Source organism: Xanthomonas translucens pv. undulosa (genome assembly GCF_017301775.1).
Classification (GTDB): domain Bacteria; phylum Pseudomonadota; class Gammaproteobacteria; order Xanthomonadales; family Xanthomonadaceae; genus Xanthomonas_A; species Xanthomonas_A translucens.
In genome coordinates this window covers 3,959,221-3,983,046 of the sequence record NZ_CP063993.1, presented here as the reverse complement: position 1 = coordinate 3,983,046, position 23,826 = coordinate 3,959,221, and the positions used below count along the sequence as shown (strand labels likewise).

Sequence of the window (23,826 nt, the reverse complement as noted above, 5' to 3'; positions counted from 1 at the left end):
CAGCACGGCGAAGACACGCACCGCGAATGGCGAGACGCTGTCCGGAGCGGCTTTTTCCGTCCGCCACGCTCCGCGGCAAGGTCCCAGCGAGCGGACAGCCCCGGCTCTGCGTTTGTGCGTCGCCGCCACCCGGCAGCGCGACCTCCCGATCGAAACTACGCCGCCGCGTGCACCAGTTCCGCATAGACCTGCGGCAACTGCCGCATGTGCTCCATCACCGCGGCCACGCCGAGGTGACGCAGGGTGTCGGCATGGCCCGGCGGGATATGCGCCGCGCCGGTGAAACCGATCACGGTCATGCCCGCGGCCAGCGCGGCACTGGCGCCGGTGGCGCTGTCCTCGATCACCAGGCACCGCGACGGCGCCACGCCCAGCGTGTGCGCGGCCAGCAGATACACGTCCGGCGCCGGCTTCGGCCGCGCCACCATGTCGGCGCTGAAGATGTGGCCATTCACCCGCTCGGTCAGGCCGGCGCGCGCCACCGACGCCACCACGCTGTGGCGCTGGCTGTTGGAGGCGACCGCCAGCGGCAGCGGCAGCGCCAGCAAGGCTTCGCGCACCCCGTCGATCGCCTGCACCTCGGCGGCGATCAAGGCTTCCGAACGCCGCTGGATCTGCTCGAACAGGCCCGGCGGCAAAGCCACCGCGAAATGCCGCTGCACCCGCTCCACGATCTCGCGCGCGGTCTGGCCGAAACTGCCGGCGAGGTAGGCCTCCAGTTCGGCCAGGGGCACGTAAGCGCCCAGCGCATCGAACATGACCCGGTCGGCCAGCACCTCGCTGTCGACGAGCACGCCGTCGCAGTCGCTGATCAGCAGTTCGAAAGGGGATGCGGTCATCGCAAGGGCCTCGGCATAAACCCGCATTATGCCAAGTTGCGCATGTATGCCGCCTGCGTGCGGCAGCGCCGATGCGCGCGCTTGGCCGCGGTCGGGCGACGCCTCGCTCCCGGCGCGAACCTGCGTTTCGCGTTGATCGGCCTTGCGCCGCGCATGGCCCCGCCATGCAGGTCGCGCGCGCTTTGTCACAAAACCTTACCGAACCGGCGCCGGACAGCTGCTAGCATCGGTCGCAGTGGCAAGGAACGTCGCCACCGGCAACAGGAACGCGAACAGGAAAGGAGCCCTCCATGCGCAAGCAGTTCCCCGCCCTGATCGCGCTTGCGACCTCGATGTCCATCTCGGTCTCATGCGCCGCCCCACCCGGCGCCAAGGAGCACTCTGCCATGTCAGCCACGCTGCAGGATCACTCGGTCGCGTTCCGCGATCCCCATCTCGTCGACATCGCCGCCGCCGTCGCGCGCGGCGATGCCGCCCGTATCGCTGCGCTCGCGCCGGGCGTGGACCTGTCCGCGCATGGAGACCAGAACGTCACCCTGCTCGAATATGCGATCTGGAACGAACAGCCACGTGCGCTCGGCGCCTTGCTGGACGCCGGCGCGAACCCGGCCGAACCGGGCATGGACCAGGAAACCGTGGTGCACATGGCGGCGATGGCCAAGGATCCCCAATACCTCAAGCTCCTGCTGCAGCACGGCGCGCCGGTGGATCCGGTCAGCGCGCGCGGCCACTGGACGCCGCTGTTCCGCGCGCTGCAGAGCAAGCGCGACGAACAGATCCAGCTGCTGCTGCAGGCCGGCGCCGATCCGCACCGGGTCGATGCCAGCGGCAACTCGCTGCTGCACCTGGCCGCGCAGAGCAGCGCCGGCAATCCGTGGGTGCTGAAACTGCTGCAGGCCGGCGTCGATCCGGGCCTGCGCAACGCGCAGCAGAAGACCTTCCAGGCGTATTTCTTCGCCACGCCCGAGCGCCTGCTCAACAGCACCGCGCAGCAGGCCCGCGCCGCGGTACGCGACTGGTTGAGCGCCCACGCCATCCTCCTGGAAGCGACCCGCTGAGGCGGCTGTTCGCAGCACACGCAAGGAGCCGCGCATGAGCCAGAACGATCTGCCCGACAACGCCGCGTCCGTGCCCTTCGGCGAGGCCGTCCGCGGCCAGCAACCGCAGGCGGTGGACGCGCAACTTCCCACCCTGCTGCAGGACCTGTATGTCACCGCCGGCCAGCGCCGCGCCGGCGGCGCTGAAAGCTTCGCGCCGCTGCCCGGAGGCTGGACCCGCCTGGACGACGGCGCCGTGCAACGTGCCGGCATCGACCCGGGCATGCTGCACGACGCCAAGAGCGGCTTCGACGCCGCGTTCTACCGCAACGCGCAGGGCAACGTGGTGCTGGCGTTCTGCGGCACCGACGAAGGCAAGGACTGGAAGCACAACATCGGCCAGGGCCTGCGCTTTGCCGACGCGCAGTACGCCGCGGCGATCCAGCTCGGCAGCCAGGCCAGGCAGGCCTTCGGCCAGGAGCTGATGATCTCCGGGCATTCGCTCGGCGGCGGCGTGGCCGCGGCCTCGGCGATGGTCAACGACGTGCCGGCGGTCACTTACAACGCCGCCGGCGTCAACGACCGCACGCTGGAGCGCGCAGGCCTGGATGCGTCCGCGGCCAAGGCTTATGCCGCCGACGGCCTGATCCGCGGCTACCAGGTCAAGAACGAACTGTTGACCCATCTGCAGGAAGACAGCATCCCGCTGAAGTGGGCGCTGCCCGACGCCGCCGGCCATCAGATCCAGTTGCCGGAACCGGATCCGCTGTCGTTCGGCCAGCGCCTGCTGCCAGGCAGGATGCTCAAGCATCGCCTGGACCTGCACGGCATCGATTCGGTGATCAAAGCGCAAGACCTAGCATCGCCTAGCCACGCGCAGACCCGGGAACGCGCGCTGCCCACCGGCAGCCGCCTGTTCAACGACGCGGCGGTGCAACTGGACGGGCAGCGCGAGCGGCTCGGCCTGCACGACGATGCGCAGTTCCTCAACACCGCCGCCAGCATCGCCGCGCGCGCGGGCAACGACGGGCTGCAGCGCATCGACCAGCTGCTGCCCAGCCGCGACGGCGACCGCCTGTTCGCGGTGCAGGGCCGCGCCGACGACCAGGCGCACATGCGCAGCCAGGTGCAGACCGCGGCAGCGGCCAGCGAACCGGCGCAGGCCAACATCGGCCAGTTGCAGCAGCAGAATTTGCAGGCGAACGTGCCGCAGCAGGAGGAGCAGCAGCGCCGGGTCGCGCTGCAGTAGTAAGGCGCACGCAATCCCCCTGTAGGAGCGGCTTCAGCCGCGACAGGATCTATCGGTAAAGCCCGGTCGCGGCTGAAGCCGCTCCTACAGGGTTGGTGACAGAGTTGGTGACGGTGCGCTAGCCCACGCCCGCCATCGCGCGCAAGGTGATCCCGACCAGGTACGCCAGATAGGTGCCGGTGGCATAGCCCATCGTGCCCAGCAGCACGCCGACCGGCGCCAACGCCGGGTGGAACGCGGCGGCCACCACCGGCGCCGAGGCCGGTCCGCCGACGTTGCTCTGCGAGCCGATCGCAAAATAGAAGAACGGCACCCGCAGCAGCTTGCCCAGCGCCAGCAACAGCAGGATGTGCACGCACAGCCAGATCAGCCCGAGCAGGAAGATCCATGGTCGGTCGAACAGCGCCAGCAGGTCCATCTGCATGCCGATGCAGGCGATCAGGAAATACAGCAGCAACGAGCCGATGCGCGAGGCACCGGCCCCCTCCAGCGTGCGTGCGCGGGTGAAGCTCAGCAGCAGGCCGATCGTGGTGGACAGCACCACCACCCATACGAACGGCGCGCCGAGGCTGAACTGCCTGGCCCAGGCGACGTTGGCCGCGAACCAGGCCGCGATCGGCGCCGCGATCGCATGCGCCAGACCGACCGCACCGAACGCGAGGCCGACGATCAGCATCAGGTCGGTGAGGCTGGCGACGCGTTCGTGCTGCGCCTGGAACTGCGCGATGCGCTGTTTCAGATCGTCGATGCCGCAGGTGTCGGCGCCGCGGCGCGCATCGATCGCCGCCGCGCGCGGGGCGAGGAAGATCAGCACGGCCATCCACACATAACCGACGCCGACATCGACCACCGCGAACTGGCCGAAGGTGGTGGCATCGACGTCGAACACTTCGCGCATGGCCAGCATGTTGGCGCCACCGCCGATCCAACTGCCGGCCAGTGCGGCCATGCCGGCCCAGGTGTCGCCGGCCACCGTGGCCGGATGCAGCCAGCGCATCAGCTGGAACGCGACCACCGCACCGAGCATGATGCTGAAGGACGCGCCCAGGTACATCGCCACCAGCGTCGGCCCCAGGCGCAGGATGCCTTTCAGGTCGACGGTGAGGGTCAGCAGCACCAACGCCGCCGGCAGCAGCAGGTCGCGCGCGACCGGGTCGTACAGGCGGTTGTGCTGCCCGTCGATCAGCCCAACGGTGTTGTAGATGCCGGGAATCAAATAGCACAGCAACAGCACCGGCACCACGCCGTAGAAGCGCTTCCAGAATCCGCGCGGCCGCGCCGCGGTCCAGAACACCGCGCCGAGGGTGGCCGCGATCAGGCCGAAGATGATGATGTCGTTGTGGATCATCGGGAAATCGGGACTCGGGACGGGGGACTCGGGACTCGTAAAAGCAAAGCCGGATGGAGCGACTCACTCACACATGAGACCAGTCCCGAGTCCCGAGTCCCGAGTCCCGAGTCCCGAGTCCCGAGTCCCGAGTCCCGAGTCCCGAGTCCCGAGTCCCGAGTCCCGAGTCCCGAGTCCCGGCCTCACTGCCCGATATGCTGCTTTAACCACCCATTCACCGTGTCGTGCCACAGGATGCTGTTCTGCGGCTTCAGCACCCAGTGGTTCTCGTCCGGGAAGTACAGGAACTTGGAGGCGATGCCCTTGCGCTGCAGCGCGCTGAACGCGGCCAGGCCCTGCTCCACCGGGATGCGGAAATCCTGCTGGCCGTGGATCACCAGCATCGGCACCTTCCACTTGTCCACGTGCAGCACCGGGTTGAACGTCTCGTAGCCGGCCGGGTTCTGCCACGGCGTGCCGCCGTTCTCCCACTCGCTGAACCACAGTTCCTCGGTGGCGTAGCCCATGGTGCGGTTGTCGAACACGCCGTCGTGGTCGACCAGGCACTTCCACGGCTGGTTCCAGTTGCCGGCCATCCAGTACACCATGTAGCCGCCGTAGCTGGCGCCCAGCGCGCAGGCCTTGTCGCCGTCGAGGAATTTGTACTGCTGCTGCGCCGCAGCCCAGCCCTTCTGCAGGTCTTCCAGCGGGCGGTCGCCCCAGTGCTGGCTGATCGCATCGGTGAACGCCTGGCCGTAGCCGGTGGAACCGTGAAAGTCGATCATCACCACCGCGTAGCCCTGGCCGGCGTAGGTCTGCGGATTCCAGCGGTTGCTCCAGCCGTTGCCGAAGCTGCCCTGCGGCCCGCCGTGGATCAGGAACGCGACCGGATAGGTCTTGCCGGGCTGGTAGTTGTACGGCTTGACCACGTAGCCGTGCACGGTCTCGCCGTTCCAGCCCTTGAACTGGAACTGCGCGTAGTCGCCGAAGGCCACGTCCGGCAGCTGTTCGCCGGCGCTGGCGGTGATCGCGCGCGGATGCTGGCCATCGGCGTCGGCGACGAACACCTGGTCGCCGCTCTTGAGGCTGTTGAGGGTGTAGGCCAAGGTGCTGCCGGCGAGCACCGGTGCACCGACGTGGCCGTCGGCGACCACGGTCGCGACCTTGCCGCTGGCGACATTCACCGCGAACAGCGGATGCTGGCCGATGTCGTCGGCGGTGGTGTAGACGGTGCCGCCGTCGGCCGAGAGCACGATCTCGCCGGCCGAACGATCCCACTGCGGCGCGATCTCGCGGGTCTTGCCGCTGGCCACGTCCATCGCCATCAGCCCGAAGCGGTCGGCTTCGAAGCCGGGGCGTTTCATCGCGCGGTAGTACAGGGTCTTGCCGTCGGCGGAGAACACCGGGCCGGCGTCCCAGGCGCGGTTGGCCGCGGTCAGGTTGACCGGCGCGGCCTTGCCCGCCGCATCCAGACGGTACAGGTCGAAGTTGGTGGACCACGGCTCCTCGCGCCCGGCCACGCGCACGCTGGCGACCAGCGACTGCCCGTCCGGCGCCCAGGTGTAGTCCTCGCTGCCGCCGAACGGCTTGGACGGAATGTCGCCCGCCAGGGTCACGCTGATCGCCGAGGCGCCGAGCACCGGCTTGGCCTTGGCGTCGCCGGGCAGCGGCGCGACGAACAGGCTGTTGCGGCGGCCGTCGTTCCAGGTGTCCCAATGGCGCACGAACAATTGGTCGAACACCACGCCGCTGGCCTTGGCGTTCTTCTTCGCGTCCAGGCGCTTCTGCGTGCAGCCCAGATCCGAGCCGCAGTCCTGGAACACGCCGGCGCTGAAGGCGACGCGGTCGCCCTGCGGCGCGACGTGGTAGCTGTCCACGTCCAGCGCGAAATCGGTGAGCTGGCGCGTCGCGCCGCCGGCCAGCGGCAGCGCGTACAGCTGCTGGCGGCCGGACTTGGCGCTGAGGAAGTACACGGTCTTGCCGTCGGCCGACAGTTCCGGCGCATTGACGTTCCAGCCGTCCGGGGTCAGCCGCTTCGGCGGCGCCGCATCGCGGGTGCGCAGGTTGCGCAGCCACAGCCCGGTGCTGGCCTTGTCGCTGGCCTTGTCCACCTGCCGCTTGGCGAAGATCAGCGTGCCGCCATCGGGCGTCAGCAGCGGCAAGGATACCCGGTCCAGCGCCACCATGTCGCGGACGTCGAAACCGCGGGTCGCCGCCAGCGCAGGCAGCGCGGTCAGCAGGCACAGGGGCAGCAAGGCGTAGCGCAAGGTCATCGGGTGTCTCCGGAAGACGGCAAAACGTCGATGGTAGGTGGGCGGATGGGCGCGGCGCAAAGGCATGAAGTCATGGGGGGGGCCGGGACTCGGGACTCGGGACTCGGGACTCGGGACTCGCAGGAGCATCGGCGCTGCGTCTTTCTTTGCAAGGGTGCAGCGACGCTGGCTTGCATACGACTGTGCCGTGCTGCCGCAGCGCTGCAGTGCTTGCGTGCAAGGCACGCAACGTCGATCTGCGAGGGGGCGCTGGATGTTGCGAAGACGCTGCCTAGTGCGTCGCCCATCACGTCGCCGCCATCGAAAACGCGAAGCCCGGCGCGTGGCCGGGCTTCGTGCATTGCGGGGCTGAGGTGGGCGACTGCTTACGCGGACGGCGGCGCGGTCGGCTCGCCCTTCTTGCCGGTGCGGTACAGCAGCCAGCCGACGAAGGCGAGTAGCACCAGGCCGTACCACTGGTTCAGATGGAAGGCCGCAGGCAGCGCCAGCACGTCGGCGTGGCCGGAGACCACGATCGGCACGGCGATGGCGATGCCCATCAGCGCCTCGCCGGTGATCAGGCCGGCGGCGAACAGCGTGCCTGGACGGTGCACGCGGTCGCGGCCTTCCTCGTCGTCGGCGCGGATCTTGTGGAAGCGCTCGACCAGGTAGGTGATCAGGCCGCCGAGGAAGATCGGCACCATCAGTTCCAGCGGCAGGTAGATGCCGATCGCCGCAGCCAGCACCGGCACGCGAAAGCGCTTGCCGGTGCGCTTGAGCCACTCGTCCAGGGCGATGATCGCCGCGCCGACGCCGGCGCCGAGGGCGATCATCGTCCACGGCAGTTCGCCGCCGAACAGGCCCTTGGCCACCGAGGCCATCAGCGTCGCCTGCGGCGCGGCCAGCGAGTTCGGATGCTCCGGCGTCGCCGCGCCGATGCCGTAGGCCTGCGCCAGCAGGTTCAGCACCGGCGCCATGATCAGCGCGCAGGAGAACGCGCCGATGGCCAGCATCAGCTGCTGCTTCCACGGCGTGGCGCCGACCAGGTAACCGGCCTTCAGATCCTGCAGGTTGTCGCCGCCCACCGCTGCAGCGCAGCACACCACAGCGCCGATCATGATCGCGGCGACCGCGCCGATCGGCGAGTCGCGCCCGAGCAGCAGCACCAGCACTGCCGAGGCGAACAGGATGGTGGAGATGGTGATGCCCGACACCGGATTGTTCGACGAACCGATCAGCCCGGCCAGGTAGCCGGACACCGACACGAACAGGAAGCCGGCGACGATCATGATGATGGTCATCGGAATGCTGACGTGCCACTGGCCGACGATCGCCTGGTACAGGCCCAGCAGCGGCAGCGTGCACAGCAGCAGCGCCACCAGCATCCACTTCATCGGCAAGTCGCGGTCAGTCTCGGCGACCACCGTGCCGGCGGTGCTCTTGCGCGCGGCGGCGAAGCCGCTCTTGACCCCGGACAACAGCGACTTGCGCAGCGAGAACAGCGTCCACACGCCGCCGATCAGCATCGCGCCCACGCCCAGGTAGCGCACCTTGGCCGCCCAGATGCCGAACGCGGCCTCGGCCGCCGGCGCGGTGACCAGGCTCTGCGCCAGCGCCGGGTCCGAACCCATGAAGAACTGCTGGTACAGCGGAATGGCGATATGCCAGGACAGGATCGAGCCGGACAGCACCACGATGCCGACGTTGAGCCCGACGATGTAGCCGACGCCGAGCAGCGCCGGCGACAGGTTGGTGCCGACGTAGCCGACCAGCTTGCTGCTGCCCAGGTAGGTGGCCTGCGCCCAGGTGTCGGGAATCACTTTCAGGCCGCTGGCCGCGGCCAGCTTGACCAGCCCGCCGATGCTCGCCGACAGCGCCAGGATCTTCAGTCCCGGCCCCGGGTTCGCGCCGGCCTTGAGCACTTCGGCCGCGGCCTTGCCCTCGGGGAACGGCAGCGGATCCTCGACGATCATCGAGCGCCGCAGCGGCACCGAGAACAGCACCCCGAGCAGGCCGCCCATGCCGGCGATGCCGAGCACCCACCAGTACTTGAAGTCCGGCCAGTAGCCCATGATCACCAGCGCCGGGATGGTGAAGATGACCCCCGCGGCGATCGACGAACCGGCCGAGGCGCCGGTCTGCACGATGTTGTTCTCCAGGATGGTGCCGCCGCCGAGCAGGCGCAGCACGCCCATCGACACCACCGCCGCCGGGATCGCGGTGGCGATGGTCAGGCCGGCGAACAATCCCAGGTAGGCATTGGCGGCCGACAGCACGACGGCCAGCACGATCGCCAGCACGACCGCGCGGAAAGTGAGCTGACGCGGCGCAGCAGCGTTGTTCATGGTGACCCCTGAAACGACAAAAACGTTTTCCACGCTAGCGTCTGGGGCTGGGCAAGTCCAGCATCCCGCCGCCCAGCTTTTGGCACATGTCTGGGAGGCGAGGAATGGGGATTGGGGATTCGTAGATGCAGCATCGCCCCGGCAGCCGATGGTCAGCCCCACACCCACCGGGAGAGGGGTTGGGGTGAGGGGACGGGGCGAAGCCTCGCGCTGTTTCGATCCCACGCGGCTGCGCCCGCACCCTCATCCGCACCTTCGGGGCACCTTCTCCCGGTGGGAGAAGGAAGTGCCTCGCCACGCTGCCGCGACGCAACCAATCCCCACCTGCACGCCTATACTCCACCGCTGCCCTTGCCACCCAGGCCAGCCGTGTCCGCCACCGCCCTTTCCGCCCGCGACGCGCGCGACGCGCGCGACGATTTCCTCGGCCATCCCAAGGGCGTCTACGTCTGCTTCTTCACCGAGATGTGGGAGCGCTTCTCCTTCTACGGGATGAAGGCGCTGCTGCTGCTGTACCTGACCAAGTACCACCTGTTCGGCGACAAGGCCGGGCTGGACCTGCTCGGCGCCTATGGCGGGCTGGTGTACTGCGTGCCGGTGATCGGCGGCCTGCTCGCCGACCGCTGGCTGGGCATGCGCAAGGCAGTGGTGTTCGGCGGCATTCTGCTGGTGCTCGGCCACGCCGGCATGGCCTTCGAGGGCCACGCCGCCACCCGGGTCGCCGGCGTGGTGGTGCGCGATACCGCGTCGCTGGGCGTGACCTACCTGTCGCTGGCGATGATCATCATGGGCGTGGGCTTTCTCAAGCCGAACATCTCCACCATCGTCGGCAAGCTGTATGCGCCCGACGATCCGCGCCGCGACTCCGGCTTTTCGCTGTTCTACGCCGGCATCAACCTCGGCGCGCTGTTCGCCTCGCTGGTGTGCGGCTTCCTCGGCGAAGCCTACGGCTGGCGCTACGGTTTCGGCGCCGCCGGGATCGGCATGCTGCTCGGCCTGGGCATGTTCCTGTGGGGCCAGAAATACCTGCACGGCCATGCCGAGCCGGCGCAGCCGGCGCTGCTGCGCCAGCGCGTGGCCGGGCTGCCGCGCGAAGGGGCGATCTACCTGGGCGCGGTGCTCGGCGTGCTGCCGGTGGCCTGGCTGATGTGGGCCGCGGCCAACGGCGCCTTCAGCCTGGGCGGCGAGATCTCGCTGGCCTTGCTGCTGATGCTGCTGGTGCTCGGCGGCGTGCTGCTGTGGTTCGCCTGGTTCACCGGCACCCAGTGCACGCCGGTACAGCGCCAGCAGATGATCGCGCTGATGGTGCTGATCGCGATGGCGCTGGTGTACTTCACCCTGTACGAGCAGACCTACGGCTCCTGGGTCACCTTCACCGACCGGCTGATGACCAAGGACATCGTGCCATCGCTGGTGATCCGCGACGGCACGCCGCTGCCGTGGTCGATCGCCTCGCTGCTGCTGGCGCCGCTGGGCTTCGTCGCCGCGGCGTCGCTGTCCGACCGCAACCCGACGTCTGCCGCACCGCGCCTGCTGTTCATCGCGGTCAGCGTGCTGATGCTGCTGCTCCTGGTCCGCGACTGCCTGGTGCTGCCTCAGACCGCCGGTTCGCTGACCTACCTGGGCGCACTGTTCCTGGTACTGCTGGCGCCGCTGTTCGCCGCACTGTGGGCGTGGCTGGAACGGCGCGGCCTGGAGCCGTCCAAGCCGGCCAAGTCGGCCGTGGGCCTGTTGTTGGCCGGGGTGTCGTTCGTGCCGCTGGCGCTGGCCGCGCAACAGGTCGGCGCCAGCGGGCAGATGGCCAGCGTGTGGTGGCTGGTGCTGGCCTATCTGGTGCTGGAAGCGGGCGAGATGTGCCTGTCGCCGGTCGGGCTATCGGCGGTGACCCAGCTCGCGGTGCCGCGCGTGGTCAGCCTGATGATGGGCACCTGGTTCCTGGCCACGGCGTTCTCCGAGGCGCTGGCCGCGCTGTTCGGCAAGCTCGCCGCGATCGATGTGCCGGACGGCGAAACGCTGAACATCGCCGATGCCGCCGGCAAGTACGCGCACCTGTTCTGGCTGATGCTGTGGATCGGCGTGGGCTGCGCGGTGCTGGCCTTCGTGGCCGCGCCGCTGCTGCGGCGGATGATGCACGGGGTGCGCTGAGCGTCGGCACCGTCGTCGCTACGCGCGAGGCGCGGCCTGAGCGTGCGTCGGGCCGCGGATCGGCTTTCGCGGCTTGCAGGTGCTGATGCGCTTGCAGCGCATCAGCACCGTGGAACTAGCGCGCAGGTGCAGGTGCAGCCTGCGCACCGCAAAGCGAGCGGCTCAGGAACGCCAGTCGCCTGGTATAGAACTCACGGCGGTGTTCCTCTGTGTAGAAGCCATGGCCCTCGGTGGGGACGTACAGCGTCTCCACCGGCACCCCAGCCTTCTTCAGCGCCGCCTCCATCTTCTTGGAATGCTCGATCGGCGCGGTTTCATCCTCGCCGCCCGCGGCGATGAACACCGGCACCTTGATCTTGCCGGCCAGGTTCACCGGCGACACTGCCGCCAGTTCGCTGCCCGCCCCCATCCATTCGCGCAGGAAGTTCTGACTCGAGTCGCGCTTCTGAGCATCGCCCCTGACATACATCATCGGCAAGTCGTAGACGCCGACATAGCCGGCCGCGCAGCGGTAAAGCGATGGCTCCCTGGCAACCCCCATCAACGACGCATAGGCACCGTAGCTGGCGCCGTACATGCAGATGCGCGCAGGATCGGCGATCCCTCGGGCAATCGCCCAACGCGTAGCGTCGGTCACATCCTTCGCCACGGTGTCGAACAGGTAGAACTCTCCCGGATTGCGTCCGGATTGCACCTGCACCAGGTTGAGCCGGCCATCGCGGGTACTGGAGATCACATAGACCGCCTGCCCCGCGAACGCCGCTTCCAGTGAGCGCTGGATCTTGGCCTGGGGCGAGGTCGGGTCGAAGAACAGGCTGCGCGGCTTGTCGGCCAGCACCTGGATCCCCACCGGGATACGGGTGCCGTGGCGATACATGATCCGGTACCGATCGGCCAGGGCATCGCGCGCTATTTCCTTGCGTTCGTTGCTGTCCACATTCCAGGCCACGATCGCGTCGCTGCCCTTGTCCTGCTGGACCTGCAGATACGCGGTGCGCCCATTTTCGGAAAAGCCGATCGGCCACTCGGCGTGATGGCTGAGGTTCTGGTCGTTGAGCAGGCGCCAGTCGCCGCCTTGCGCATCGCGGTAAAGCAGCTTGTCGGCATTGTCCGCGTCGGCACCGGAGGCAAAACGGATCTTGACTTGCTCATCGCTGTAGAAGCTGGCCCTGCGCACCTTGGGCAAGCCGACCAGCGGCCGCCGCCGGCCGCTGTACACGTCCAGCACCTCGGTGCGGCTGTAGGGATCGTGGCTGACGCTGCACGGCCGCGCCTGCTCGCCGGTCAGCGACAACGTCAGCTCACCGACCTGCTCCTGCTTGAGGAACGGTGCCAGATCCACCTGCGCCTGCGCGCTGCCCATTCCGATTCCCAGCACGCAGCACACAGCACAACGCGACTGTCCCCAGTCTCCCGCTCATCCTGATCCCCTGTCTCCATGTTGGTTTGGCTTGCGAACGGAAGTTTAATACGGCGCGCACGCGGAGCCGGCAAAGCACGGGGGCGCCGAGCTGCTTTTCTAGGCAGATGCGAACGCACTTGAGCGGGCAGTCCAGCCCGGCATAGGCAACGCAACCAGTGAACGCCTGCGCCTGCCGCGCTCGCAAAATTCCTTACAGATGTAAGGATTTTTACCGAAATCCGTTCACCGCAATGAAAATCCTTACGAAAATAAGGATTTACCAGTAGGTCCTGATGATCGAAAGGATTTATCCAAATATTCCTTACGATCGACAGGATAAGATCGGTAAGATCGGTAAGATCGGTAAGATGGGTTGGATGTGGTGAATCCGCATGAGAATGAGAATTGCGCAATGAAGATCAGGCTGGACAACGCGGAAGCATTGGGTCCACTGGTCAAGGCCATGCGCAAGCACCAGGGCTTGCGCCAGGACGCCACTGCCGAAGGCATCGGCGTGAGCGAGAACTTCCTGGCCAAGGTCGAGCGCGGCAGCGGCACGGTGCAATGGGGCAAGCTGTTCGCCGTGTTATCCGAATTGGGCCTGCACGTCGAGATCGATGTTGCCGACAGCGTCATGGACGCGTCCAACCAGCGCAAGCGGGCGCGCACGCGATGAGCCGGCCGCCGCAGCGCCTGCACGACGCCATCGGCGTCACTGTCCTGGACGGCCTGCACTATCCAAAGCGCAGTTTGCTGGCCAGCATCGGCACCCAACGCATCGGCACGCTCTCCGAATACGCCAACGTGTGGAAATTCACCTACGCCCCGGCGTGGATGGCCAGTGCCGACCGCTTCGCCTTGGCGCCAGTTTGCCGTTGCAGGAGGGCGAGATCCAGGACGGGTCCTCCTTCCGTCCGGTGCAATGATATTTCGACAATCTCCTGCCGGAAGAGGCGCAGCGGCAGTTGATGGCGGCCGATGCCGGGATCCCCGGCGCGGACGCCTTCGCGTTGCTGTCCTACTACGGTGCGGAATCGGCGGGTTCGCTGACGCTGCTGCTGCCCGGCAAATCCCTTGAAGCGGGTGGCATGGCCGAGCTGTCCGATGCGCAGCTTTCAGCGCGCATCCGCGATCTGCCGCATCACTCGCTGGCCGCTGGCGCCGCAAAGCGCATGTCGCTCGCTGGCGCCCAGCACAAGCTGGCCGTCATCGAACGCGACGGGCGCTTGTTGCAGCCGATCGGGGCCGAGCCGTCGACCCACATCCTCAAGCCAGAAAACACAAGTGGGGACTATCCGCATAGCGTGGCCAACGAGTGGTTCGTGATGCGCCTGGCCGCGCGGGCGGGCCTCGACGTGCCGCCTGTGCAGCGGCGCTATGTACCCGAGCCTGCGTTCTTGATCGAGCGCTTCGACCGCCAGCGCACAGCGACCGGCGTGCGCCGCGTGCATGCCATCGATGCTTGCCAGCTGCTCGGCCTGGACCGCAGCTTCAAGTACCAGATGGGCAGCGTCGAGGCATTGGCGCGGATCGGCGCACTTTGCCGCAACAAGCTTGCGACCCGGTTCCGCCTCTACAGGTGGCTGATCTTCAACGTGTTGACAGGAAACAGCGATGCGCACCTGAAAAATCTGAGCTTCCTGGTGGGGCCGGACGGGGTGAACCTGGCACCGCATTACGATCTGCTGTGCACAACCTGCTACGACTCACGCGCATACGGCAGCGGAAAACGGCCGGAGCACGCGACGCTGGCACGGCCGATCCTGGGCGTGGAGCAATTCGGCGAGGTGAACTTCGCACACCTGGTGCAGGCGGGCGAAGCCATGGGACTTACGCGAAAGGCTGCCGCGAATCTACTCGAACTGCAGCGGTCGGCGATCCTGGACGAGGCGCAACAGCTGCTCAACCAGGTGGACGCCGAAAACGCCCAGTTGTTGAAGCACACCCCGGACCCGGATGCCACGCTCGCTGGCGAGATGCGCTGTTTGCGTGCCATCACCCACAACGTCGTCAAGGAAATGGCCGAGCGGCTGTCGCCGCGCTGAGTCCTGCCGCCGGCAACGGCGCTGCAGCGCCGCCCGCCGCGGCTTCTCGCAGGCAGCCGATCCCGGTTCTTCGGAGCAGCGCTGCTTCGTCCAATGGTCGCGTGGGCGATCGGACTGCAGCCGCTGCGCTGCATCGAGTGAACCTCGCCATCCCAGCCACGTCCCCCGCGTCAGCGTTCAAAGGCGGCTATGCAACCCGAAATCGCACGCGGGCATAAAAAAGCCCGCTTCTGCCGGGAGAAGCGGGCCGCGTTCGAGGCCAGACCGATGTTCGGCTCAGAACGGGATATCGTCGTCCGCGAAATCGTCCATCGGCGCGGACTGCTGCGGCGCCGGCTGTTGCCGGCGCGGCGCATAATCCTGGCCACCGCCGCCCTGCCCGCCGCCGCCCTGGTTCGGGCGTTCCTGGCGCGGCGCGGCCGCACGCTGCGGGCGATCGCCGCCCATGCCGGCACCGCCGCCGCCGCCTTCGCGGCCGCCCAGCATCTGCATCTCGTCGGCGACGATGTCGGTGGAGTACTTCTCCACGCCGTCCTGGCCGGTGTACTTGTCGTAGCGGATCGAGCCTTCGACGTAGACCGAGCTGCCCTTGCGCAGGTACTCGCCGGCGATCTCGCCGAGCTTGCCGAAGAACACCACGCGGTGCCATTCGGTGCGCTCCTGCTGGTTGCCGTCCTTGTCCTTGCGCACGCTGGTGGTGGCCAGGCTGATGCGGGTGATCGCCATGCCGGCCTGGGTGTACTTGGTGTCGGGGTCGTTGCCGAGGTTGCCGACGAGGATGACTTTGTTGATGCCGCGGGCCATGGAATTCTTCCGTTCGGGGTGGTGAACCCGCTCGGGCGCGGGCATGTCGGATAGGGTTGCCAGTTCGGGAACGGGCAAGGACAGTGAATTATACCGGGCTGGCGGCGGATATCAGCCCGGCCCCGGTTCAGGCGTAGGACTTGCCCGCACCGGGGGGCCTATAATCCCTGCATTCCCCCTAGTCCGACCGCATGAGCCTCGCCGAAGACCTCCGCCCCGCCCTGGGGCTGCCTCAGATCCAGGCGCTGGCCGCGCCCGACATGAGTGCCGCCGATGCGCTGATCCGCCGCCGCCTGGCCTCGGATGTGGTGCTGATCAACCAGATCGCCGAGCACATCGTCTCCGCCGGCGGCAAGCGCCTGCGGCCGATGCTGGTGATGCTGGCCGGGCGCGCCTGCGCCGGCGGCGGACCGGTGCACCACCAGTTGGCGGTGATCGTCGAATTCATCCACACCTCGACCCTGCTGCACGACGACGTGGTCGACGAATCGGACCTGCGCCGCGGCCGCAGCACCGCCAATGCGCTGTGGGGCAACGCACCCAGCGTGCTGGTCGGCGATTTCCTATACTCGCGCAGCTTCCAGCTGATGGTCGAACTGGACGACATGCAGGTAATGCGGCTGCTCGCCGACACCACCAACCGCATCGCCGAGGGCGAGGTGCTGCAGCTGTTGCACGTGCACAACCCGGATACCGACGAGGCCGCGTACCTGCGGGTGATCGAGCGCAAGACCGCGGTGCTGTTCGCCGCCGGCACCCGGCTCGGGGCGATGGCCTCGGGCGCGTCCGACGACGTGCAGCAGCGGCTGTACGACTACGGCATGCACCTGGGCTATGCGTTCCAGATCGCCGACGACGTGCTCGACTACACCGCCGACGCCGCCGAACTGGGCAAGAACCTGGGCGACGACCTGGCCGAGGGCAAGGCCACGCTGCCGCTGATCCACGCGATGGCGCACGCCGACGCTGCCACCCGCCAGCGCCTGCGCCACATCGTCGAACAGGGCGATGCGGAGGCGATGCCCGAAGTGCTGGCGGCGATCCAGGCCAGCGGCGGACTCGACTACAGCCGCCGCCGCGCCGCCGAATACGCCGCCGCCGCCGAACGCGCGCTGGACGGCCTGCCGGAAAGCGAAGCGGTGGCCGCACTGCGCGGGTTGGCGCGTTACGCGGTCGAACGCAGGCATTGATCCGGCGCGCTGTGCGTGGCGGACCGGATGACCCGCCATTCGGCGGTGGAAAGCGGGGATGGGGGATTGGCAGAAGCGGCTTGATCGCGCTTTTACGATCCCGGCATTCGACAGCGGAACAGCTGGTCAGCGCACATCCCTGACCACAAAGCCGTGTGGTTGTTTCGCTGAAGGACAGGACCCGCTTTTGCGAATCCCCAATCCCCAAGCCCTGCTATTGGCCAAACCTTTCCTCGAAGAAATCATGCAACATGCGATAGGCACGCTTGGCTGCGCGCGGGTTGTATTGGCAGCCTGGCGGGCTGTTGGCATCGGCCTCGGCGAAGCAATGCACCGCGCCGCTGAAGTTGACGAACTGCCAGTCGGCGCCGGCGCCGTTCATTTCCTGCTCGAAGGCGGCGATGTCGTCGCGGCTCACGCTCTTGTCGTCGGCGCCGTTGAGCACCAGCAGCGGCGTCTTCGCGCTGCCTGCGGCGGCCGGTGACGGCGTACTCAGGCCACCGTGCAGGCTGACCACGCCCGCCAGCGGCGCGCCGGCGCGGACCAGTTCCAGCACGGTGGTGCCACCGAAGCAGAAGCCGACCGCGCCGATCCGCGCAGCGTCCAGCGGCGCCTTGCCGGCCTGCGCCTTCAGCACTTCGACCGCCTTCAATGCACGCGCGCGCAGCGTCGCCGGATCCTTCTTCAGCGCGCCGGCGAACTGCCCGGCCTCGGCATCGTTGGCCGGGCGCTTGCCCGCGCCGTAGACGTCGGCCAGCAGCACCACGTAATCGTCGCCGGCGAGCTGCTTGGCTTTTTCGATCGCCGAGGCGTTGACCCCGCGCCAGTTCGGCACCATTACCAGGCCCGGGCGCTTGTCGCGGTCGGCATCGTCGTAGACCAGCACGCCGCTGAAGCTGTCCTTGCCGACCTTCCATTCCACCGGCCTGGCCTGCATCGGGGCCAACGCCGGCAACGGCAGCGCCAGGGCCAGGCCCAACACGCCGATCCACCGCATCGAACGAGTGCGCATCGCGTCTCTCCCATCGGAACGAATCGGCAGTCTAGAACGTTTTCTTCCGGCGATTCGCACACTTGCGGGAGCGACTTCAGTCGCGACGGGCTTTATCGGGAGTGCCCGTCGCGGCTGAAGCCGCTCCTACAAAGACCATCATCTCGATCGAAGCCCTCCAGGCACGGCGCCGGATAAGCGGCGTGCGCGCCAACCCGATGCAGGAGCAGACAGCTCAGGCGATGCCCAACCCCGGGATCGCGCTGATCGCCTCCTGGTCGAACCCGGCCAGCTCGGCGAAATGGCGGCCGCGCGCCACGTAATCGCGGTAGGCGCCGAAGCTGGGCGCGCCCGGCGACAGCAGCACCACGCCGCCGCCTGCGCCCAGCGCCGCGCGCGCCAACGCGACCGCCGCCGGCAGGTCCGCGGCGGCATGCAGGCCGAAGCCGCCGGCCGCGGCCAGCGGCGCCAGCAGCGCGTGGATGCGCGGGCCGTTGCTGCCCATGGTGACGATCTGCAGCGGCGCGCCGTGGCGCATCGCCGCGGCGAAGTCCTGCCAGTCCAGGCCGCGGTCGTGGCCGCCGACCAGCAGCGCGATGCGGCGTCCGCGGAAGCATTCCAGTGCCGCCAGCGTGGCGTGCGGCGTGGTGCTAATCGAGTCGTTGACATAGGCGATGCCGTCGCGCTCGCCCAGGGTCTGCAAGCGGTTCGGCAACGGCCGGAAATCCGCCGCGGCCGGCGCCAGTGCCGCCGCGTCCAGGCCCAGCGCCTCGATCGCCGCCAGCACCGCGCACAGGTTGCCGCGGTTGTGCCGGCCCGGCAGCGGCACCCGCGCGCTGTCGAACACCGCCACCTCGCCGCGGTGCACGACAGCGCCGCGCATATGCCAGCCGTCTTCGCGATTGAACCAACGCACCTCGCTATCGGGCAACGCCAGCGCGGCCAGGTGCGGATCGGCGGCGTTGAGCAGCGCGATACGCGGCCGCGCCCGGGTCACCAGCGCCAGCTTGTCTTCGACGTAGCGCGCCTGGCTGCCGTGCCAGTCCAGATGTTCCGGGAACAGGTTCAGCACCAGCGCCAGTTGCGGCCGCGCGCCGCTGCTGGCGACGTCGCCGGTCTGGTAGCTGGATAATTCGATCGCCCAGTATTCCGGCGGCTGCGCTGGCGCCAGCACTTCCAGCAGCGGCAGGCCGATGTTGCCGACCAGGCCGGTGCGGTGGCCGCCGGCGCGCAGCAGATGCGCCAATAGCGCAGTGCTGGTGCTCTTGCCCTTGGTGCCAGTGATGCACACGCTGCCCGCCACCACGCCATCGGCGCTTGCGTGTTCGGCGAACCACAGCGCGGTACCGCCGACGAAGCGGGTGCCTTGCGCCGCAGCGGCCTGCGCCTCGGGCCGATACGGACTGACCCCCGGCGACTTGATCACCACGTCGAACGCGGCCAGGCGCTCGGCGCTGGCCTCGGTCTCCACATGCAGCAAGGAATCGTGCAACGCAGCGACCTCGGCGGCTTCGTCAGCCGAACAGAACAGCGTCAGCGGCGCGCTTGCCGAGTCCCGAGTCCCGAGTCCCGAGTCCCGCGCCCCGCGCAACGCGCGGTAAGCAGCCCGCCCCTCGCGTCCCCAGCCCCACAGCGCGACGCGCAAGCCCTCAAGCTGCGAAATTCGCACGCACGCGTTCCCACAGCTCGGCCGGAATGCGGTGCTGCGCGTCCAGCGCCAGCAGCGGTTCCACGCGCAGGTCCTCGCTGTCGAGCTGCGGCTGGATCTCGCGGATGAAGCGCGCCACCAGCGCGTCTTCCTTCCATTCCGCACGCGCGGCCAGCGTGGCCATCGCCGCACGCGATTCGCGGCCCTCGCCCACGCATTCGAACGGCTTGTGGTCCTGGAATTCCAGCAGCGCATCGAAGCCCGGCGCCTGTGCCGCATCGTCGAGCAGGTTGCGGCCGAAGATCCGCACCAGCCGCGTCTTCGGCATGAACGGGGCCAGCGCCAGGAACACGAAATGGCATTTCGGGCACACCCCGCACCAGCGGTGCGCCGGGCGCTCGCCGAGGATGTGGAAGTTGCGGTTGCAGCTGGAGAAATGCGCGTCGTAATGGTCGTTCTTGGCGAACTGCCGCGCCACCGCCAGTTCCGACAGCGGGCGCAGCAGCGAGTAGTAGCGCAGGTCGGCGGCGACGTAGCGCTGCACGTGCGCGCCGAACGCCTGCTCGAACGCCCAGCCCTTGGACCACTGGTGGTTGACCTCGCCGGTGCCTGCGATCTGGCTGCCGTAGCTGGCCGAATGCTCGTTGGAGAACACCACCTGGCCGGCGCCGTGCAGCAACGCGGCGAACACCAGGATCGCCGAGTTCACCGCGGTCACCGGGATATGCCCGTTCCACGCGCCCTGCCGGTTCAGTTCGAACAGCTCCGGCGCCAGCGCGCGGCCGATGTTCAGGGTCGGCAAGGCGGTGCGTTCGGCGCAGGCACGGATCAGCTGCGAGCCGCCGATCCAGGCCACGGTCTGTTCCACGCCGGCCGCGCGCAAGGCCTCGATGCTGACCAGCGAATCCTTGCCGCCGCCGATCGCCACCAGCGCGTGCTCCCCCAGGCCCAGCGCCGCCGCGCCCTGCCCGTCCGCCGCTGCGCTCGCGGGAAACCGGATCTTGCCGTGCAGATCCAGGCCGTTGCGGTAAGCGAACTCGCCCAGCCCGTGCAGGTACACGCTCTGCAGCAGCGCGGCGGTCGCCGCGTCGATCGCGTAGTCGTCGATGGCGATCTGCGGTGGCACCGCGGCCTTGTAATAGCTGACCCCGGCGATCAGATGCAGCAGGCGCAGCGCGCGCTGCACCGCCTGCGCGCGCGCCGCGTCCAGCACGAACGGAGCGCCGGGCACGGTGATCGTCTCCACCAGCTCCGGCCCCTGGTCGAACGCATAGACCAGGCGCGCGACACCGCTGTCGGCGTCGAACGCGCAGCGCACGAAACGGAAGGTGGCGATATGCTGTTTGTCGAAAGCGGTCATGGACTACCTGCAAGGACACGCGTGCGACGCAAGTAACGTCGGCACAGGAAAAATTCGATCATCGAAAACGGCAACGCCGCCCATCGCCATGGCAGGCAACCGAACAGGAACGCCAGCGGAAACAACTCCCAGTTCAAGCTCCTCTGCCTGGCATCGGCAGACGCCACGAACACCACCGCGAGATACAACGTCAGCGCCGGCACATAACTGCATGCGCCCAGCAGCACCGTGCGCAACGCCATCGCGCCCGCACGGCCGGCAGGCCACCGGCGTTGCCAGCGCCATGCCAACCACGCGCCCGCGCCTGCCGCGATCAGCGCAGGCGCCAGCCATTTGAGGCTATCGGTCCACTGCCACGGCAAGCTCGTGTCCGCCTGATCGGCCAAGGTGGACAACGCAATCGCGGCACCGCCAGCTCCGGCGCTGAGCGCAATGAACTCAGCCTGCGGGCGCATCGATCGCATCCTCGCGCGGCAGCTCGCGCTGGTTGTAGGTGCTGGCCATCGCGTAACCGTAGGCGCCGGCGTCGGCGATCAGCATCACATCGTCCGCGGCGGTGGCGGCGGGCAGGCGGCGGCGCTTGCCGAACACGTCGCTGGATTCGCAGATGGGGCCGACCACGTCGAACACCGTATCGGCGTCGCGGTCCAGGCGGCTCAGGTTGGCCACGTCGTGCCAGGCGTCGTACAGCGCCGGGCGCATCAGCGCGTTCATGCCCGCATCCAGGCCGACCCGGCGAATGCCGTCCTTCTCGACCACCTGGGTGGCGCGGGTCAGCAGCACCCCGCATTCGGCGACCAGGTAACGGCCCGGCTCCACCGCCAGTCGGAACGCCGGATGCACCGCCTTGGCCTCGGCCAGGCCCTGCGCCCAGGCGTCCAGGTCGAACGGCTCGTCGTCGGCGCTGTAGGGAATCGGCAGGCCGCCGCCGATGTCGATGATCTCCACGCTGCCGATGCGGCGCGCGAAGCCGGCCAGCTCGTCGCACATGCGCCGCCAGTGCTGCGCGGTCTCCACGCCGCTGCCCAGATGCGCGTGCACGCCGACGATGCGGATCTCCAGCGTGCGCGCGACCTCGACGAATTCGTCCACCCGCGTCGCCGACAGGCCGAACTTGGACGCCTTGCCGCCGGTGTTGACCTTCTCGTGGTGGCCGTCGCCATGGCCCAGGTCGATGCGCAGCCACAGGCTGCGGCCGCGGAACAGCTGCGGCCAGCGCTGCAGCAGCTCCACGTTGTCCACGGTGACGGTCACGCCCAGCGCGAATGCGGCTTCGTACTCGGCCTTCGGCGCGAAGCTGGGGGTGAACAGCACGCGCCGCGGCGACAGCTCCGGCAAGGTGTCGAACACCCGGCGCAGCTCGCCATGCGACACGCATTCCAGGCCGAAGCCCTCCGCGACCAGCGTCTCCAGGATCGCCGGGTGCGAATTGGCCTTGATCGCGTAGTAGCGCTGGTCGATCGGCGCGATCGCCTTGAGCGCGCGCGCGCGCGCGCGCAGCGTCGGCAGATGGTAGACATAGCGCGGCGTGCCGGCCTCGGCCAGGCGCAGCAGGTGCTCGCGCTCGGCATGCCACCACGGCGTGGGCCGCGTGCGCACGCTGCCGGTGATCTCGCGCCAGCGCGGGCCGAACACCTCGGTCTCCTCCACCGGCATCGCGCCGCTGTCGATCAGCTCGGCGTGCAGGATCGGCAGCAGGCCCTCGGCATCGGCCTCGTCGATGACGAAGGTCAGGTTCAGATCGTTGGACGACTGCGAGATCATGTGCACGCGCTCCTTGCCGAACGTGGCCCACACGTCCGAGAGCTTGTGCAGCAGCGAGCGCATGCCGCGCCCGACCAGGGTGATCGCCGCGCACGGCACGATGATCTTGACCCGGCAGATCTCCGCCAGGTCGGCCGACAGCGCCGCCAGCACGTCGGTGTTGACCAGGTTCTCGCTCGGGTCCAGCGACACGGTGACGTTGGTCTCGGCCGAACCGATCAGGTCGACCGACAGGCCGTGCTTGGCGAAGCGCGCGAACACATCGGCCAGGAAGCCGACCTGCTGCCACATGCCGATGCCTTCCATCGACACCAGCACGATGCCGTTGCGGCGGCTGATCGCCTTGACCCCGGGCACGGTGCGCGCGTTGCCGTCGATGCTGGTGCCGGGCAGCTCGGGGCGCTCGGTGTCCAGGATCGCCATCGGCACGCCGCTGTCGCGGCACGGCTTGATCGAGCGCGGGTGCAGCACCTTGGCGCCGGTGGTGGCGATTTCCTGCGCTTCGTAATAGTCCAGCCGGGTCAGCAGGCGCGCGTCCGGCACCTCGCGTGGATTGGCGCTGAACATGCCTGGCACATCGGTCCATATCTCCACCCGGCTGGCGCCGAGCAGCGCGCCGAAGTACGCCGCCGAGGTATCCGAGCCGCCGCGGCCGAGGATCGCGGTGCCGCCTTCCTGGTGCCGCGCGATGAAGCCCTGGGTGATCAGCATCCGCGCCGGCTGAGCGACGAAGCGTTCGCGCCAGGCGGTGTCGGCCTGCCACTGGCACGATACCGACAGGCGCTTGGACCACTCGCTCTGGTTGGGCTGCGGCGGCAACGCGTCCAGCCACTGGCGCGCATCCATCCAGCCGACATCCAGGCCGCTGGCGCGCAGGTAGGCCGCGCCCAGTGTGGACGACAGCAACTCGCCCTGGCCCAGCACCTCGGCCTGCCAGTCCAGCGTGCGGGTCGCCGCGCGCGGGTCGTCGAGCAATCCGCGCAGCGCCGCCAGGCGCGCGCCGAGCACGCTGTCCGCATCCAGTTCCAGTTCGCCCAGGAACTCGCGGTGGCGCTGCTCCAGCGCGGCCACGCGCTGCGCGCTGTCGGCGCTGCCGTCGGCGATCGCGGTCAGCTCGTTGGTGACCCCGGACAGCGCCGATACCACCACCAGCACCCGCGCCCCGGTCTCGTCGGCGCGTTTTTTCGCCAGCGTTCCGATCGTATCCCAGCGATGACGAAGCGACACCGAAGTGCCGCCGAACTTGAGGACGATCCAGCGATCGACGTGGGGGGAAGAGGCCATTTCGTTGTGGGGTCTGATGGAGGGAAAGAGGCCCGGAACGCCGGGCGGAACTTGCGATTCTATGCCAAGCGCCGCGCTGCCGGCGCTTGGCCGCAAGCGTGTGACGCAGGCACGTCTGCTGCCCGCGCCCTGCTTGCTAAGCTT

The 23,826-nt window shown here is 68.4% G+C and carries 17 protein-coding genes; 6 read left to right on the top strand and 11 right to left on the bottom strand.

The window, feature by feature from the left end:
- Nucleotides 1-155: 155 nt before the first annotated feature.
- Nucleotides 156-839 (bottom strand): HAD-IA family hydrolase, encoded by a 684-nt coding sequence (locus tag ISN38_RS16910; RefSeq protein WP_004426091.1) that lies wholly within the window; start codon nucleotides 837-839, stop codon nucleotides 156-158.
- A gap of 290 nt (nucleotides 840-1,129) precedes the next feature.
- Here ISN38_RS16910 and ISN38_RS16905 point away from each other — a divergent pair, with 290 nt between their 5' ends.
- Both ISN38_RS16905 and ISN38_RS16900 read left to right on the top strand, forming a co-directional pair.
- A complete protein-coding gene (locus ISN38_RS16905; RefSeq protein ID WP_058362086.1) occupies nucleotides 1,130-1,897 on the top strand; it encodes an ankyrin repeat domain-containing protein in 768 nt (255 codons plus the stop codon).
- Between the two features lie 34 nt (nucleotides 1,898-1,931).
- On the top strand, nucleotides 1,932-3,125 hold the full coding sequence (locus ISN38_RS16900; protein ID WP_206711922.1) for a Tle-like phospholipase domain-containing protein: 1,194 nt from the start codon (nucleotides 1,932-1,934) through the stop codon (nucleotides 3,123-3,125).
- A 118-nt stretch (nucleotides 3,126-3,243) separates the two neighbouring features.
- Here ISN38_RS16900 and ISN38_RS16895 read toward each other — a convergent pair whose 3' ends face one another.
- The 3 genes from ISN38_RS16895 to ISN38_RS16885 all read right to left on the bottom strand — a co-directional run bounded on the left by ISN38_RS16895 (nucleotide 3,244) and on the right by ISN38_RS16885 (nucleotide 9,049).
- A complete protein-coding gene (locus ISN38_RS16895; RefSeq protein WP_206711921.1) occupies nucleotides 3,244-4,473 on the bottom strand; it encodes a DUF819 family protein in 1,230 nt (409 codons plus the stop codon).
- Nucleotides 4,474-4,655: 182 nt separating this feature from the next.
- Complete coding sequence (locus tag ISN38_RS16890) at nucleotides 4,656-6,725, bottom strand: alpha/beta hydrolase family protein (RefSeq protein ID WP_047325103.1); 2,070 nt, start codon at nucleotides 6,723-6,725, stop codon at nucleotides 4,656-4,658.
- Between the two features lie 365 nt (nucleotides 6,726-7,090).
- Nucleotides 7,091-9,049 carry an OPT family oligopeptide transporter gene (locus ISN38_RS16885; protein WP_004426107.1) on the bottom strand — a complete coding sequence of 653 codons (1,959 nt, stop codon included), beginning with the start codon at nucleotides 9,047-9,049 and terminating at the stop codon, nucleotides 7,091-7,093.
- 369 nt (nucleotides 9,050-9,418) lie between these two features.
- On the opposite strand from ISN38_RS16885, the gene ISN38_RS16880 reads away from it, so the two are divergent.
- Entirely contained in the window at nucleotides 9,419-11,194 is a 1,776-nt protein-coding gene (locus ISN38_RS16880) for a peptide MFS transporter (protein ID WP_047325104.1), read from the top strand.
- A gap of 115 nt (nucleotides 11,195-11,309) precedes the next feature.
- Here ISN38_RS16880 and ISN38_RS16875 read toward each other — a convergent pair whose 3' ends face one another.
- On the bottom strand, nucleotides 11,310-12,557 hold the full coding sequence (locus tag ISN38_RS16875; protein WP_004426110.1) for an alpha/beta hydrolase family protein: 1,248 nt from the start codon (nucleotides 12,555-12,557) through the stop codon (nucleotides 11,310-11,312).
- A gap of 451 nt (nucleotides 12,558-13,008) precedes the next feature.
- Between ISN38_RS16875 and ISN38_RS16870 the strand changes: the two genes are divergently transcribed.
- Nucleotides 13,009-13,272 carry a helix-turn-helix domain-containing protein gene (locus tag ISN38_RS16870; protein ID WP_004426112.1) on the top strand — a complete coding sequence of 88 codons (264 nt, stop codon included), beginning with the start codon at nucleotides 13,009-13,011 and terminating at the stop codon, nucleotides 13,270-13,272.
- A 292-nt stretch (nucleotides 13,273-13,564) separates the two neighbouring features.
- Nucleotides 13,565-14,641, top strand: coding sequence for a HipA domain-containing protein (locus ISN38_RS16865; protein ID WP_230938790.1), 1,077 nt, complete (start codon nucleotides 13,565-13,567; stop codon nucleotides 14,639-14,641).
- 276 nt (nucleotides 14,642-14,917) lie between these two features.
- Here the strand turns inward: ISN38_RS16865 and ISN38_RS16860 are convergent, their stop codons facing one another.
- Nucleotides 14,918-15,445, bottom strand: coding sequence for a single-stranded DNA-binding protein (locus ISN38_RS16860; protein WP_009592098.1), 528 nt, complete (start codon nucleotides 15,443-15,445; stop codon nucleotides 14,918-14,920).
- Nucleotides 15,446-15,636: 191 nt separating this feature from the next.
- On the opposite strand from ISN38_RS16860, the gene ISN38_RS16855 reads away from it, so the two are divergent.
- The gene (locus tag ISN38_RS16855) at nucleotides 15,637-16,635 is read left to right on the top strand and encodes a polyprenyl synthetase family protein (RefSeq protein WP_003478243.1); all 999 of its coding nucleotides are present in this window, start codon (nucleotides 15,637-15,639) and stop codon (nucleotides 16,633-16,635) included.
- A 214-nt stretch (nucleotides 16,636-16,849) separates the two neighbouring features.
- On the opposite strand, the gene ISN38_RS16850 is transcribed toward ISN38_RS16855, so the two are convergent.
- From ISN38_RS16850 to ISN38_RS16830, 5 genes are all read right to left on the bottom strand, one after another.
- Complete coding sequence (locus ISN38_RS16850) at nucleotides 16,850-17,647, bottom strand: dienelactone hydrolase family protein (protein ID WP_003473507.1); 798 nt, start codon at nucleotides 17,645-17,647, stop codon at nucleotides 16,850-16,852.
- A 214-nt stretch (nucleotides 17,648-17,861) separates the two neighbouring features.
- Nucleotides 17,862-19,295 (bottom strand): UDP-N-acetylmuramoyl-L-alanine--D-glutamate ligase, encoded by a 1,434-nt coding sequence (murD, locus tag ISN38_RS16845; protein WP_047325106.1) that lies wholly within the window; start codon nucleotides 19,293-19,295, stop codon nucleotides 17,862-17,864.
- Nucleotides 19,276-20,634, bottom strand: coding sequence for a UDP-N-acetyl-alpha-D-muramoyl-L-alanyl-L-glutamate epimerase (murL, locus tag ISN38_RS16840; RefSeq protein ID WP_003470437.1), 1,359 nt, complete (start codon nucleotides 20,632-20,634; stop codon nucleotides 19,276-19,278). The genes murD and murL overlap by 20 nt, the downstream gene beginning before the upstream one ends.
- On the bottom strand, nucleotides 20,631-21,089 hold the full coding sequence (locus ISN38_RS16835; RefSeq protein WP_003470438.1) for a hypothetical protein: 459 nt from the start codon (nucleotides 21,087-21,089) through the stop codon (nucleotides 20,631-20,633). Before ISN38_RS16835 ends, murL begins: the two co-directional genes overlap by 4 nt.
- Nucleotides 21,073-23,682 (bottom strand): bifunctional aspartate kinase/diaminopimelate decarboxylase, encoded by a 2,610-nt coding sequence (locus ISN38_RS16830; protein WP_206711920.1) that lies wholly within the window; start codon nucleotides 23,680-23,682, stop codon nucleotides 21,073-21,075. The genes ISN38_RS16835 and ISN38_RS16830 overlap by 17 nt, the downstream gene beginning before the upstream one ends.
- Nucleotides 23,683-23,826 lie beyond the last annotated feature (144 nt).